This is a genomic window from Faecalibacterium prausnitzii (assembly GCF_049532945.1).
Lineage (GTDB): Bacteria > Bacillota > Clostridia > Oscillospirales > Ruminococcaceae > Faecalibacterium > Faecalibacterium prausnitzii_N.
In genome coordinates this window covers 2,739,428-2,753,175 of sequence record NZ_CP186691.1, presented here as the reverse complement: position 1 = coordinate 2,753,175, position 13,748 = coordinate 2,739,428, and the positions used below count along the sequence as shown (strand labels likewise).

Sequence of the window (13,748 nt, the reverse complement as noted above, 5' to 3'; positions counted from 1 at the left end):
TTTTTGCGTGCGGAGACTATGGCATACGGAGAGCGGCAACTCGGAATTTGACAAAGGAGTGTGATTGTATGAAAAAGAAGCTATCTGTTATGGCTGTAATCATTTTGGTTCTCGCGATATGTGTATCGGCATGGTTTTATGGATACTACAATCGCAAAAGCAACGACAATCTTCCCACTCTGACGGCAATCGCAGAAATGAGTGAAGCCGATGTTAATAGCCTTTTGCCAGGGTACCATATTGACCAGCTTAGAGAGGTATGGGGGAAGCCTGATACCAGTGAAAACAGCACTGCATGTTGGAAACTTGGGAATGACACTACTCTCGTTGTAAGTTATAAAAATAATGGTATAATTGCAATTTGTGGCCTTAAAGACGATAGCGGTGCCTCCATAGGAGAATAACAAATTCCAGTTTGGAGAATTGAGAAAACGGAATTTACCTATTAAGACATATAAACTCTTGACAATAAAACTCCTATATAGTATGTTTTTAATAAACTACTATATAGGAGCTTTTGTATGGAAATGAATGGAGGATTTCTTGTCACCAAAATAAAACAGCTTGGAGACCGGATTTTCGAGAAGATTCTCAGTGAAAAGAATATTGATGCGTTTAATGGAGCCCAAGGGCGTATTCTTTATGTGCTGTGGCAGAAGGATGGTATTTCAATCAGGTCACTCTCGACTAAATGCGGATTAGCGATAACATCTCTTACGACGATGCTGGAAAGAATGGAAAATCAAGGGCTGATAAGCCGTGTTCCGTCTGAAACGGATAAAAGGAAAACACTCTTGTTTCTGACTGAGAAAGCACATTCCTTAAAGGGCGAGTACGATTCTGTATCTGACGAGATGGGAAGTATTTACTACAAAGATTTTTCAGAAGAAGAAATTGCCCAGTTTGAGGAATACCTCGACCGTATCAGAAAGAATCTTGAGGGTTGGCAGGAATCATGAGTATTTGTATCAAAGAGCAGATTCAAAACATGAATATCGTCATTGGCTGCACAGTGGGGTGTACATATTGCTATGCCCGCAACAACGTGAAACGCTGGCATATGATGGATGACTTCGCTGACCCTGAATTCTTTCCGGGTAAGCTCAAGATGATGGAAAAGAAACGTCCGCAGAACTTTCTCCTTACCGGCATGAGCGATCTCTCCGGATGGAAGCCGGAATGGAGAGACGAGGTATTTGCAAAGATCCGTGAAAATCCACAGCATCAGTTTCTGTTTCTGACCAAGCGCCCCGATCTGCTGGATTTTGATACTGATCTGGAAAACGCATGGTTTGGCGTTACGGTGACGAGGAAAGCAGAACTGTGGCGTATTGACGCCCTTCGGAAAAACGTCAGAGCAAAACATTACCATGTTACCTTTGAGCCGTTATTCGACGATCCCGGCACAGTTGACCTTTCCGGAATCAATTGGATCGTTGTCGGCACCATGACCGGAGCTCAGAGCAGGAAGATTCATACGGAGCCGGAATGGGCATGGTCTCTGGCGGACCAGGCACATAAGCTCGGCATTCCGGTGTTTATGAAGGAAGACCTTGTCCCTATCATAGGGGATGAAAATATGATTCAGGAAATGCCGGAAGAATTTAATAAAGTGTTAGAGGTACAGAAATCATGGAAGAAGTAATAAATGGAATCCTCATTCGTGAGGTGGAAACAAAGAACATTATGACGAAGTCTAGTCTGCCGGTAGGCGGTTACTCGGTCAATCCCTATGTGGGCTGTACACACGCCTGCAAGTATTGCTATGCTTCTTTTATGAAGCGCTTTACCGGGCACACGGAAGAATGGGGCACATTCCTTGATGTGAAGCATTGGCCCGAAATTAAAAATCCGAAGAAATATGCCGGACAGCGTGTGGTCATCGGTTCTGTGACGGATGGCTACAATCCACAGGAGGAGCAATTTGGGAATACCAGAAAACTTCTGGAGCAGCTGATCGGCAGTGACGCAGATGTTCTGATCTGCACAAAGTCTGATCTTGTGGTACGAGATATTGATCTGCTGAAGAAGCTTGGACGAGTAACCGTTTCATGGTCGATCAACACACTGGATGAAAATTTCAAGAACGATATGGACTCTGCTTCGAGCATTGAGCGGCGTATCGCTGCTATGAAGCAGGTATATGAAGCAGGTATCCGTACAGTCTGTTTTGTATCCCCGGTATTTCCCGGTATCACGGATTTTGAAGCAATCTTTGAGCGGGTAAAGGATCAGTGCGATCTGTTCTGGCTCGAAAATCTCAATCTTCGAGGCGGTTTCAAAAAGACAATTATTGATTATATCGCCGAAAAACATCCTGATCTTGTACCACTTTACGACGAGATCTATAACAAGCATAACCGCAGCTACTTTGAAGCACTTGAAGTAAAAGCCGCGGAAATGGCTAAGAAGTATGATTGTCCCTTTGTGGATAATGAAATGCCTTATGGAAGAGTCCCGCAGGGACATCCGGTAATCGTGGATTATTTCTATCATGAGGAAATCCGTGGGACAGAGAATACCGGGAAAAGAAATCGCTAACTTCCAGTTTGACAAGGAAGTGCTTTGCATGAAAAAGCGTATATCAAGGATTCTCGGTTTAATAATGCTGATTATAGCTATTGCATTTATAGTGTTTGCATTGAACCATCCAGAAATGAGTTTTCCTTGGAACAATACCATTACTTGGTTACTGTATGGTTTATATATTCTTGTGACAGTCATGTTGCTTATTGCGCCTAAGACGAAGAAGTGAAAAAATCCAGCTTGCTGGGCAGACAGGTAACTGAAAAACACAAAATGAGGGAGCAGCCATGGTACTTTATTTTACGGGAACCGGCAACAGCCGGTATCTGGCGCGGCGCATTGCCGAAGGGTTGGAGATGCCGCTTTACGACCTGAACGCCTGCATCAAGGCAGAGGATACCGCCCCGGTGCAGACCGGGCGTGACGTGGTGCTGGTCACGCCTACCTACGCATGGCGTATCCCCCGGGTGGTGTCGGAGTGGCTGGGCAAGACCGAGCTGACCGGGGCAGAGCGTATCTGGTTTGTGATGGATTGCGGCAGCGAAATTGGCAATGCGGCAGGCTATAACCGGCAGCTTGCAGTGCAAAAGCAGCTGCAGTATATGGGCACAGCCCAGATCATCATGCCGGAAAACTACATTGCCATGTTCAATGCACCCCAAAAGGAGCAGGCACGGAGCATCGTGGAGCAGGCAGAGCCTGCGCTTCAGAAGGTGCTGGCGCAGCTCAAGGCCGGGCAGGAATTTCCTCCGCCGAGAGAGAACCTCTACGACTGCTTTATGAGCGGCCCGGTGAACCCGGTGTTCTATCGCTTTTTTGTAAAAGCGGATGCCTTCCGGGTAACGGATGCCTGCATCGGCTGCGGTAAGTGCGTGGAGTTGTGCCCTCTGAACAACATCCGTCTGGAAAACGGCAAGCCGGTCTGGGGCAAAAACTGCACCCACTGTATGGCGTGCATCTGCTATTGCCCCAAAGAAGCCATCGAGTACGGCAAAAAGAGCAAAGGCAAGCCCCGGTATCACTTTGAAGCACTGGAAAAGAAGCAGCAGGACGTGTGAAGGAGAGCGGAAATTAGATGAAGTTTTTGTACTTACATGGGTTGGGACAAAAACCAGACAGTTGGGACAGAGTAATAAAAGAAACGAAGGTCTCGGACAGCAGCGTCTGCTTGAGTTTGGCAGAGATGCTGGAGGACAAAGCGGCCACTTATGGGGAACTGTATGCTGCATTCTCAGGAGAGTGTGATAAGGAACATGATGAAATCGTCTTGTGCGGGCTTTCCTTGGGTGCTGTTCTGGCACTTAATTATGCGATAGACCATCCGAATAAAGTAAAGGCACTGGTGCTAATTGCAGCACAATATAAAATGCCTGAAAAGCTATTGAAGTTCCAGAATATGCTGTTTCGCTTTATGCCGAATACAATGTTCAAGCAATTTGGATTCAAGAAAGCAGATGTGATCAGCTTGTGCGGTACGATGACGGAATTGGATTTCAGGGATTCATTATGTAAGGTGTCCTGTCCGGCATTGATCGTTTGTGGGGAAAAGGACAACGCAAACAAAAAAGCCTCAAAGGAACTTGCCAGTTATTTGAGCGATTCCCACTTCCATGAACTTCTGAAAGCAGGTCATGAAGCAAACATAGAATCTCCGGAGGAATTGGCAACAGTGTTACAGGAATTTTATGATAATGTCGAATAAACTACGATTCATCAAAGAAAGAGGACTGTAAAATGAACATCGAAGAACGGGCGGCACAGGCTGCCGCATGGAAAGCTACTGGACAGTGCAACTGTGCACAGGCGGTGCTGAAGGCATTTGAGGACAAGCTGCCGGTGGATGCCGACACCCTGATGAAGCTGGGCGCAGGCTATGCCGCCGGCATGGGCTGCATGGAGAGCACCTGCGGCGCACTGATCGGCGCTGTGATGGTGGCGGGCATCGTCACCGACGGCAAGGGCACACCCCGCATTTCTAAGGAACTGCTGCAAAACTTTCAGGAAAAGTGCGGTGCTACCATCTGCAAGGATCTGAAGGGGATAGAGAACGGCGCACCGCTGTGCCCGTGCCCGGAGTGCGTCCGCAACGCTGTTCTGGCACTGGGCGAGGTGCTGGGAGAGTAAGATGAAGAAGATCTTGTCTGTTTGCCATGGCAGGATGTGCTGGAGGGGTGCACCGCCCTGCTGGAAGAGCTGCGATAAAAGGGAAAGGGGATGACGAAACGTTATTGCAAGGGCGAACGGTTTGCTGACCTGTCGTTTGCCCGGGAAGTCTTTGAAAGAATAAACCTATTGACATGGTGCGAAAATGGGTTTATACTATCCCCAACACAAGGAAGGGAGCGCAGACAGATGAAACATACAGCAGATGCCCGGCACAGACTACCCGGGCGAATGCGCTGCTCCCAGACAAATTCCCGGCAGACAGACTGAGAAAAAACAGGAAGATGCCGTTGTCTGGGAGAAGTGCCCGAACATACATCGTCACAATAAAAGGAGAACCGACAATGGCTGATTATAAACTGTGGAACGCACTGAAGAATGCTAAAAAATATCGCTGGGTGGAGCTTTCTCACTCGCTGAACAACGAAAGCCCCTACTGGTCCGGCATCCCGGAAGGCTCTGTGGAGCTGGCAAAGACCGTGTGGGACTGGGGCAAGCCGGAACTGGAATGCCTGATCCAGACCTTCAAATTCCCCGGACAGTTCGGTACCCATATCGACTTCCCAGGTCACTTCATCAAGGGCAAAGCGCTGTCCGAAAAGTATGATGTGAACGACCTGATTTTCCCGCTGGTGGTCATTGATATTTCTGAGCAGGCCAAGAAAGACCCTCGCTACGCTGTGACAGTGGAGGACATCAAGGCCTATGAAGCAAAGTACGGTCCTATCCCGGATGGTGCGTTGGTGGCTCTGCGCAGCGACTGGTACAAGAAGTGGCCGGATATGGATGCGCTGTCCGGCATCGACGCAGAGGGCAAAGAAAATGCTCCCGGCTGGTCGCTGGAAGCATTGGAGTATATCTACAAGGTGCGCAATGCCGCCGCCAACGGCCACGAAACGCTGGATACCGATTCCTCTGCGGTGGCGGAGGAAAAGGGTGACCTTGCCTGCGAGCGCTATGTTCTGGACAACGACAAGCTGCAGGTGGAGGTACTTGCAAATCTGGATAAAGTGCAGCCTGCCGGTGCGGTGGTCATTGTTTCTTATCCCCGCATTGAAGGTGCAACTGGTCTGCCCGCACGGGTCTGGGCTATTACCGAATAAGAGCGGAGAAGTGGGAAAATGTCCTTTCCCCCTGCCACCAGCGCCATGCTGCATAACCTTTCCACCCTTGGCATCAGCCTGCGCAGTATGACAGACCTGTTGGAGCAGAAGTCTTCCCTGTAAAAATGGTACGCCGGAGCGTCCGCAGATGCTCCGGCGTATCGAAATGATAGATCTCCCAGCCAAAAGGAGGCTGCTGCACAAATACTGCGCAGCAGCCTCCTTTTTGTTCAGATGAATCGGCAAAAGCCCAGCCAGCAGCCCAGCAGGAAGAAGAGCAACACTTTACCCAGCACCGGCAGCCATAGACGCTTGCACAAGGTGGTATCCCACCGGTGGATGTTCTGCTTGGGGCAGGTGCCAACGCAGGCTTCACAGGCGATGCATTCCCCGCTGCGCAGGCTGGTTTCCTCCAGCTTCAGGCACACCGGGCACTGCTGTTTACAGGCATTGCAGCCCGGGATGCAGCCGTCGCTCTGCCGGTGCAGCCGCGCAAATGGCAGCACCGGCAGCAGGGCAAACACCGCTCCCATGGGGCAGAGGAACTGACAGAAGAACCAGGGCTGCACCGCCATACCCAGCAAAATGAGCACAAGCAGCCCGATGCCCACACCAAAGCCCTCCGGCGGCAGATGCAGAGCCGTCAGGCGGGAAAACACCTCCCACGGGCTTGCGCCGGTCAGCATCTTTTCCTGCCGGGTCACATACAGTGCTACCAGCCATGCCAGCAGCAGATATTTGACCTTCTGCCCCAAAAGCACCGCCCGCTCCGGCAGACGGAGCTGCTTTTTGCGGTGGAACAGCTTTTTTTGAATAAGCCCGGAAAGCGCCCAGACGGCATCGCCCAAGCTGCCGAAGGCGCAGGCGTACCCACAGAAAAAACGGTCGAAAAGCAGGGTGAAGCCGCACAGCCCCAGCAGGGAAAGTGTGAAGCTGTCCACAGAGAGCACCTCGCCTGCACCAATGTGCAGAAAGATCTGTTTTACCCCGGAAAACCCGGCCACGAATTGTAGGCTTCAACTTCGGCAATTTCCTGCTTGCGCTGGCTTACCGCTGCCGCCCGGATCAGCGCCACCTGCTGGTATTGCCACAGTACCCCCAAAATGAGCAGCAGGTTCACCGCCCGGAGGAGAAAATTTTTGTATTTCATTCTGCTGCTCCTTCCGTTTCAGATTCAATCCCGGTCTCTTCCGGCGGCAGTGCCGGCTCGGATGTCGGCAGCACTTCCTCAGAAGATGCCGGTTCCGGTTCAGAGGATGCCGGTGCATCTGCAGGGAAAAGTTGCTGCCATACTTCCTTGAGCCACACGGGAACGGCGCTCTTTTCCTCCGGCTGCACCACCTCCACGGTGGGCGCGGTGACCGGCGTTTCCCCGGGCTCTGCTGCTTCAGACGGTGCGGTTTCCTCTGCCGTCTCTTCCGATGCAGTCTGCTCCGGAGCGGTTTTCTCTGCCGGGGCAACAGCGGCCTTTGCCAGTGCCAGCTTGACTGCGTTCAGAATTCCGGTGGAGGAGTAGGTGGCGCCGGAAACAGTATCCACGTTGGGGCTTTGTCCCTCCAGAATGGCGGGGATGACCTGTTTTGCCCGGGAGAGATATTCCTCCTCGTCCTCGGCGCTCAGGATCGTGATATCGGTAATTTTATCCTCTGCCACCGTGACCTGCACTGTGATCTGCCCATCAAAGCCCATGGCTTCGGCAGTGTAGATGCCGTCCAAGTAGATGGAGGGAGCCGTAAATTCCTCCACCACAAGCGTTGCAGCGGGCTTTGGCTGGGGCGGCAGGGGATTGTTGACCACCTCGCCGGTCAGGGCGTTCTGCACTGCGCCCAGAATGCCCCGGCTGGTATAGGTGGCCTCGGAAACGGCATCCACCTTCCAGCTCTGAGTCTCCACCACGGTGGTCAAAAGCCGCTTGGCACGCCGCAGAAACTGCTTGGTCTCGTGGGATGCGTCCAAGATCTCCACCTCCGTGATGCTGCCGTTTTCCATGGTGACCTGTACTCGGACGGCACCGCCGTAGCCCCGGGAAGAGCCGACGTAAACGCCGTCGGCATAGGGCAGCTTGGGCAGGGTTTCTTCCTCCGCTTCGGAGGAAGCGGCTTCCACAGGCTGCTCCACCACGGTTGTCAGCTTTTCCGGCACGGCGGCCAGCACCGGAACGGTGCGGGGCAGGGCAAAAAGTACAGCTGCCGCTGCCGCCACCGTCGGGAGAAGCTGCACCAGCGACAGCAGTGTATGGCATCGTTTTTTGTTCATTCCAACTCCTCCTGACACGGAAAAGCAAGGCCGCCTGATGCCAAGCGACCTTGCCGTTTTGTGTTATATTTTACAATAAATTAGGCAGTTTCCCGTGTATTCACAGCGCCACATTGACCGGCAGGACATACACGCCGTCGGCGGCGTAGAAGGTGATCTGAGTAATCGTTTTGCCGATGATGGATGCAAAGTAAGGATCATCGGCATTGAAGCCCAGCTTGGTACCATGCCAGATGTTGGTCACATGATGCAGGCCGTACTCACTGCCATCGGCGGTGGTCAGAACTACGCCGTAGACCTTGTTGGCCTTGTAGTCCAGATCAAAACCGGAGATTTTCATCTCGTAGGTGGCATGGTGACCGTTGGTATTCAGCTCTACAGTGGTGCCCTCTACGGTGGTCTCGGTAGCGTGGACCTTGCCAAACTCCCACTTGCCGCTCAGCAGGTTATACCATGCGGTGATGTAGTAGGCAGGGGTCTCACTGAGCTTGTAGTAAGCGTAGCTCTCGTTCTCAAACAAGGCATCTGCGCCGGTGTAGGTGGTGGTGGATTCCTTGCCCTTCAGGGTAACGGTAATGTCGTAGCTGTCGGCATCGGTGACCTGCTTTGCATTCTTCAGCGCCCACGGGGTCAGCACCTTGACCGGGAAGGAAACGCCGGTGATGTCGGTGCCATCTGCGTTGACGTGGTAGGAACCGGCGGCAAGGTTGCCTGCACGGGTCTTGTTCCTGGTGGCGCTGGTCACAGCGTCGATCTCAGATGCGTTGTCCACACCGGCAGCCTTGTAGAAGTCGGCGTAGGGGATGTTCATCTGGACATAGCTGGAGGTCAGGCAGTTTTCCTGTTCCACCTCTTCCGCAGCGAAGGCCGGGACTGCCACAGCGCATACCAGCATAGCGGCCGCAAGTGCACCTGCAAATACTTTTTTTAATCTCATGGTAACACACCTCTATCTCAGTTTTAAAAAAACAGTTAGCTTTACCTAACAAATGATGCAAAAAAATGCAGGGGAAAAACCCCTCAGATGGTTAGGCAAAACAAATTCTCGAAGTAAAAATAGCACTCCCACCGGGCGTTGTCAAGTAGAAACCGGAAAGTTTGCAGAGGTGAATTTTTCGATGCAGGAAACGATCTGCATCCTCTATACCGCAAAGCCCTTGACCTTTTTGCCGGAGCGCAGTATACTGCTTGTACGGTTAGTTACATTTAACTGCAAGGAGGTACTACATCATGCAAGACGCGTTCTGGGGGATCCTGATTCCATTTCTAGGTACAAGCCTTGGGGCGGGCTGTGTGTTCTTTTTGAAAAACTCTCTGCGTGACCGCATCCAGCGCGCCCTCACCGGCTTTGCCGCCGGAGTGATGGTGGCGGCATCGGTATGGAGCTTGCTGATCCCGGCTATGGAGCAGGCCGCAGATCTGGACAGGCTGGCGTTTTTCCCGGCGGCGGTGGGCTTTTGGCTGGGCATCCTGTTTTTGCTGCTGCTGGACCATCTCATCCCGCATCTGCACCAGAACAGTTTGCAGGCCGAAGGGCCAAAAAGCCAGCTCCAGCGCACCACCATGATGGTTCTGGCGGTGACGCTGCACAACATCCCGGAGGGTATGGCAGTGGGCGTAGTCTATGCCGGATACCTTGCCGGAACTGCTCAGATCACCGCCGCCGGGGCGCTGGCACTTTCTCTTGGCATTGCCATTCAGAACTTCCCGGAAGGTGCCATCATCTCCATGCCACTGCGGGCGGAAGGAATGAAAAAAGGCCGGGCATTCTGGGGCGGCGTGCTGTCCGGCATCGTAGAGCCCATCGGGGCAGTGTTGACGATTCTGGCGGCAGGCATCGTGGTGCCTGCTTTGCCCTATCTGCTCAGCTTTGCAGCCGGTGCCATGCTGTATGTGGTGGTGGAGGAACTGATCCCGGAAATGTCGCAGGGACAGCACTCCAACGTTGGCACGGTGTTTTTCGCGGTGGGCTTCAGCGTGATGATGGTGCTGGATGTGGCACTGGGGTGACGGTTTGGGGACGGAAGCGAAATCTCTTTCAAAATCTCCGAAAATTCCTAAATTTCTTGACAGAGGAGACGGAAGGGCGTATTATTTTGGCAGAAGGACCGCTGAGAAGCGGCTTTTTATAAGACTGAAAGTTAGCTTTATCTAACTCGTAACTCTGCCCTATACGAAGAAATATATCTCTTCTATTTACAGGTGGAAAATAAATAGAGAAGGAGCGTATCACGATGAAGATCTACCATTTTGGTGCAGAGGATGCCCCAGTGCTGTTGCTGCTGCCGGGCACCTGTTGCCATTGGAAAAGCAATTTCGGTGCGGTGATCCCGCTTCTGGCTGACAGCTTCCGGGTGCTGTGCGTCAGCTACGATGGCTTTGATGAGACTGAACAGACCGAATTTCCCACCATGCTGGAGGAGACCGAAAAGATCGAGGCCTACCTCAAGAACCACTGCGGCGGTCGCATCCGGGCGGCCTACGGCTGCTCTCTGGGCGGCTCGTTTGTGGGGCTGCTGGCGGCGCGGCAGAACATCCACATGGACTACGGCATTCTGGGTAGCTCCGATTTGGATCAGGCGTCGCCGCTGACGGCAAGCTTGCAAACGGATTTTCTGCTGCCATTGATCTACCCTGTGGTGCGGGATGGAAAGATTAAGGCGAAATTTCTCCAAAAGCGTCTGGATCAGCGTGCCAGAGAGTCGGGGGATTATGTCAAGGCTTTTCTGAAAATGTTTGGCGATGCCCGCCCTTATGTGACCATGCAGAGCTGCAAAAACCAGTTCTACTCCGATCTTATTACCCCGCTGCCGGATAAGATCCATGTGCCCGGTACCGAGATCCATATCTTTTACGCCCTGAAGATGGGCAAAAAATACCGTGCCCGGTATCAGCAGCATTTTGCACATCCTGTTCTCCATGAGCAGAACTTGCAGCACGAGGAATTGCTGGCCTGTCATCCGGTGCAGTGGGCGCATCTGGTAAATAGTATTGCAATGTGAACGGTAAACAGAAAGAGGGTGGCGTTATGTCCTTTTTTGAAAACACCCGCAAGCCCGTAGGCCTTGGCGGGAAGATCATGGTTGCTATGATGAACCTTGGACACAGCGCAATGGCAGAATGGGGGCTGAGTTTTTTACAGCCTGCCCCGGATGCCATGGTGCTGGACTGCGGCTGCGGCGGTGGAGCGAACATTAAAACGCTGTTGAAACTGTGCCCCAAAGGCAGGGTGCAGGGCATCGACTACTCAGCCGTCAGCGTGGAAAAAGCGCGAAAAGTCAATGCCAGAGCCATTGCGGCAGGACGGTGTACCGTGCAACAGGCAAGTGTGGCAGAGCTTCCGTTTGAAGCGGAGCAGTTTGATGTGGTGACCGCCTTTGAAACGGTCTATTTCTGGCCGGAGCTTGCACAGAATTTCAGAGAGGTTTATCGAGTGCTGAAGCCCGGCGGAATCTTTTTCATCTGTAACGAAGCAAACGGCGAAACGACAAAAGACGACAAATGGACGCAGATCATTGATGGCATGACCATCTATACGGACACTGCACTGAAAGCGTATCTGGAACAAGCAGGATTCTGTCAGATCCAGAGCCACAAAAATAAAAAAGGCTGGCTGTGCGTTACGGCACAGAAATGAGGTGCGATCATGTCGAAAAAGGCAACGGAATTTCAGAGAAAAGCAATGAGCCGCATGTACCGGGGCAAGGAAATCTTCAAGCCATTGAACACCGGCTGGATCGACGAGAATGTTGCCTGCGTGCGCGAATGGGTGGCGAACATCTTCTTCTACCGCAAAGGCGATACGACCATTATGGTCGATGCGGGATATAACTACGACCGCCTTGCCGAAAAAATGGGCTGGCTTGGGATTGATCCGAAGTCGATACACCATATCCTTATCACCCATCAGGACACCGACCATGTGGGTGCGGTGGAAGCAGACAGTCCAGAGCTGTTCCGAAATGCGAATCTGTACATCGGTGAGATCGAGAACCGGTATCTCACCGGCGAGGTGCGGCGAAAAGTCATCTATCATCTCTATAAATTGCCGCAGGTCACGATCAACAACGAAAAGGTGCTGCTGCATGACGGCGAGGTTTTCGACATTGACGGCATCAAAATCGAATGCTTCCTTGTTCCCGGTCACACCTGGGGGCATATGGTCTACCTCATTGACGATAAGTACCTTTTTACCGGCGACACGCTGTGGTTTGGCGCGGACGGCGGCTACAGCTTCATTTCCTCGCTGGCGGAGGACAATAAGCTGGCTGTGCAGTCACTGGCGGAGCTGGAGCGGAAACTGCGCGCACGTGGGCTGCATCCATATTTCATCACCGGTCACACGGGATGGACGGACAATTTTGCCTTTGCGTTTGCCCACAAAGACAAGAGCTGTTCACCATTCAAAAAACGAGTACACGACCCATCGGCACCCTATGATGCCTACGACGAATCGGACGACACCGAAGAAAATGCAAAGAGCGGTTTTCTGAAAGGCGTGGGAAGATGAAGGACAGCGAATTACAAATTGACCGTAGCTGCCATGTGCTATATTCCAAACCCTGCAAAAAGGAAATTCTGGCGAAAATCACTCTGCACTATCCGGAGGTGGAGCGCGAGGCGGTCTGGGAGCAGGTGCAGCTGAGATACGCAGAGCTTCTTTCCAAGTGGCGCACCGACCTCGGCGGTAAAAAGAATTTTCACAACGGCGTAGGCGGCACCTACGACTGCATCGTCATCATGTGCTTTTACGATGTGTGCCGGGATGTGATCACATTCCGCGAAATGGAAGAGATCGAAGAAAATCTGATCCTGCCGTCCTTCCGGAAGCTGCGATTCGTTGACATCAACAAGCCATTCTGGAAAAAGCTGATGTATCGGGCATTCAGCACCGCCCAAAAGCACTGTGACACATGGCATGATTACGAGATGGATGTTGCGCCTTACGAAAACAGCAAGCCCATCTATTATGAATTTACGGCGTGTCCGGCGGCGGAATTTGCCAAGCGGTTCGGATTTGCGGACATTATGCCCGCCCTGTGCAATGCGGACTATGCGTCCATGGAACTGCTCCATGCCAAGCTCGTGCGGACGACCACCTGCGTGGACGGCTGCCGATGCGACTATACCATCTGCGGCGATAAGGATCCATACGTAAAGGAACATCCCGAATACCGGGATGAAAACGGATACAGGAGGAATAAGTAATGCTTTTACAGGTGATTCTGGAATGTCTTGGGCTGGGGGCTTTGCTGGTTCTGGTCTGCGCTGTGGGAATCCGCAAAGGGGCTGTTGGGATGGTGCATCTTTACAGCCCGGAGGTGCAGGAGCGGTGCATTACGCTGGGACTTACAACACACGAGAAAATCAAGCGAAATTCTCTACTTTTCAAAGCAGTCTGCATTCCCGGCTATATCGGCTATGTGCTGGTCTGTGTCTATGGAATAAACGGTGCAAAGGGCTTTGTTCAGGGTTTCTGGCAGTTACTCGTCATCTTGTCCGTTATGAATCTCATGGACCGCCTGTTGGTTGACAGCTATTGGGTGGGGCACACGAACGCATGGACGATTCCCGGAACGGAGGATCTGAAGCCCTACATTACTGCAAAAGACAAACAGAAAAAATGGATTTTCGGTACGGTAGGTATGGCAGCCATAGCGATGGTGCTGGCGGTCCTTATGACGGCTTTTATTCACTGAG

Annotated in this window: 18 protein-coding genes; 14 read left to right on the top strand and 4 right to left on the bottom strand. The window is 52.1% G+C overall.

Annotation, left to right across the window (positions count from 1 at the left end; translation table 11 throughout):
• Nucleotides 1-68: 68 nt before the first annotated feature.
• The 8 genes from ACNQFG_RS13890 to ACNQFG_RS13855 all read left to right on the top strand — a co-directional run bounded on the left by ACNQFG_RS13890 (nucleotide 69) and on the right by ACNQFG_RS13855 (nucleotide 5,792).
• Nucleotides 69-404 carry a hypothetical protein gene (locus ACNQFG_RS13890; RefSeq protein ID WP_423405289.1) on the top strand — a complete coding sequence of 112 codons (336 nt, stop codon included), beginning with the start codon at nucleotides 69-71 and terminating at the stop codon, nucleotides 402-404.
• Nucleotides 405-521: 117 nt separating this feature from the next.
• Nucleotides 522-959, top strand: coding sequence for a radical SAM mobile pair system MarR family transcriptional regulator (locus ACNQFG_RS13885; protein WP_423405288.1), 438 nt, complete (start codon nucleotides 522-524; stop codon nucleotides 957-959).
• Nucleotides 956-1,645: a radical SAM mobile pair protein A gene (locus ACNQFG_RS13880; protein ID WP_423406596.1), complete on the top strand. Its 690-nt coding sequence runs from the start codon at nucleotides 956-958 to the stop codon at nucleotides 1,643-1,645. The genes ACNQFG_RS13885 and ACNQFG_RS13880 overlap by 4 nt, the downstream gene beginning before the upstream one ends.
• Nucleotides 1,633-2,541: a radical SAM mobile pair protein B gene (locus ACNQFG_RS13875; RefSeq protein WP_423405287.1), complete on the top strand. Its 909-nt coding sequence runs from the start codon at nucleotides 1,633-1,635 to the stop codon at nucleotides 2,539-2,541. Before ACNQFG_RS13880 ends, ACNQFG_RS13875 begins: the two co-directional genes overlap by 13 nt.
• 272 nt (nucleotides 2,542-2,813) lie before the next feature.
• Entirely contained in the window at nucleotides 2,814-3,584 is a 771-nt protein-coding gene (locus tag ACNQFG_RS13870) for an EFR1 family ferrodoxin (RefSeq protein WP_423405286.1), read from the top strand.
• A 17-nt stretch (nucleotides 3,585-3,601) separates the two neighbouring features.
• Nucleotides 3,602-4,228 carry an alpha/beta fold hydrolase gene (locus ACNQFG_RS13865; protein ID WP_154258574.1) on the top strand — a complete coding sequence of 209 codons (627 nt, stop codon included), beginning with the start codon at nucleotides 3,602-3,604 and terminating at the stop codon, nucleotides 4,226-4,228.
• Nucleotides 4,229-4,260: 32 nt separating this feature from the next.
• Entirely contained in the window at nucleotides 4,261-4,650 is a 390-nt protein-coding gene (locus tag ACNQFG_RS13860; protein ID WP_005934047.1) for a C-GCAxxG-C-C family protein, read from the top strand.
• 383 nt (nucleotides 4,651-5,033) lie between these two features.
• Nucleotides 5,034-5,792, top strand: coding sequence for a cyclase family protein (locus tag ACNQFG_RS13855; RefSeq protein ID WP_044953415.1), 759 nt, complete (start codon nucleotides 5,034-5,036; stop codon nucleotides 5,790-5,792).
• Between the two features lie 230 nt (nucleotides 5,793-6,022).
• On the opposite strand, the gene ACNQFG_RS13850 is transcribed toward ACNQFG_RS13855, so the two are convergent.
• The 4 genes from ACNQFG_RS13850 to ACNQFG_RS13835 form a co-directional block, all read right to left on the bottom strand.
• Nucleotides 6,023-6,796: a 4Fe-4S binding protein gene (locus ACNQFG_RS13850; protein ID WP_423405285.1), complete on the bottom strand. Its 774-nt coding sequence runs from the start codon at nucleotides 6,794-6,796 to the stop codon at nucleotides 6,023-6,025.
• Nucleotides 6,775-6,942 (bottom strand): hypothetical protein, encoded by a 168-nt coding sequence (locus tag ACNQFG_RS13845; RefSeq protein ID WP_005939690.1) that lies wholly within the window; start codon nucleotides 6,940-6,942, stop codon nucleotides 6,775-6,777. Before ACNQFG_RS13845 ends, ACNQFG_RS13850 begins: the two co-directional genes overlap by 22 nt.
• Nucleotides 6,939-8,048, bottom strand: a complete 1,110-nt coding sequence (locus tag ACNQFG_RS13840) for an FMN-binding protein (RefSeq protein ID WP_423405284.1) — start codon at nucleotides 8,046-8,048, stop codon at nucleotides 6,939-6,941. The genes ACNQFG_RS13845 and ACNQFG_RS13840 overlap by 4 nt, the downstream gene beginning before the upstream one ends.
• A 100-nt stretch (nucleotides 8,049-8,148) precedes the next feature.
• The gene (locus tag ACNQFG_RS13835) at nucleotides 8,149-8,985 is read right to left on the bottom strand and encodes a hypothetical protein (RefSeq protein WP_005939696.1); all 837 of its coding nucleotides are present in this window, start codon (nucleotides 8,983-8,985) and stop codon (nucleotides 8,149-8,151) included.
• Nucleotides 8,986-9,275: 290 nt separating this feature from the next.
• Between ACNQFG_RS13835 and ACNQFG_RS13830 the strand changes: the two genes are divergently transcribed.
• From ACNQFG_RS13830 to ACNQFG_RS13805, 6 genes are all read left to right on the top strand, one after another.
• Nucleotides 9,276-10,058 carry a ZIP family metal transporter gene (locus ACNQFG_RS13830; protein WP_044953416.1) on the top strand — a complete coding sequence of 261 codons (783 nt, stop codon included), beginning with the start codon at nucleotides 9,276-9,278 and terminating at the stop codon, nucleotides 10,056-10,058.
• Nucleotides 10,059-10,282: 224 nt separating this feature from the next.
• Nucleotides 10,283-11,050 (top strand): alpha/beta fold hydrolase, encoded by a 768-nt coding sequence (locus tag ACNQFG_RS13825; RefSeq protein ID WP_423405283.1) that lies wholly within the window; start codon nucleotides 10,283-10,285, stop codon nucleotides 11,048-11,050.
• Nucleotides 11,051-11,076: 26 nt separating this feature from the next.
• Complete coding sequence (locus ACNQFG_RS13820) at nucleotides 11,077-11,685, top strand: class I SAM-dependent methyltransferase (protein WP_423405282.1); 609 nt, start codon at nucleotides 11,077-11,079, stop codon at nucleotides 11,683-11,685.
• Between the two features lie 9 nt (nucleotides 11,686-11,694).
• Nucleotides 11,695-12,558 (top strand): MBL fold metallo-hydrolase, encoded by an 864-nt coding sequence (locus ACNQFG_RS13815; protein ID WP_423405281.1) that lies wholly within the window; start codon nucleotides 11,695-11,697, stop codon nucleotides 12,556-12,558.
• A complete protein-coding gene (locus ACNQFG_RS13810) occupies nucleotides 12,555-13,256 on the top strand; it encodes an L-2-amino-thiazoline-4-carboxylic acid hydrolase (protein ID WP_423405280.1) in 702 nt (233 codons plus the stop codon). Before ACNQFG_RS13815 ends, ACNQFG_RS13810 begins: the two co-directional genes overlap by 4 nt.
• The gene (locus tag ACNQFG_RS13805) at nucleotides 13,256-13,747 is read left to right on the top strand and encodes a hypothetical protein (protein ID WP_423405279.1); all 492 of its coding nucleotides are present in this window, start codon (nucleotides 13,256-13,258) and stop codon (nucleotides 13,745-13,747) included. The genes ACNQFG_RS13810 and ACNQFG_RS13805 overlap by 1 nt, the downstream gene beginning before the upstream one ends.
• The last annotated feature ends 1 nt before the right edge of the window (nucleotide 13,748 follow it).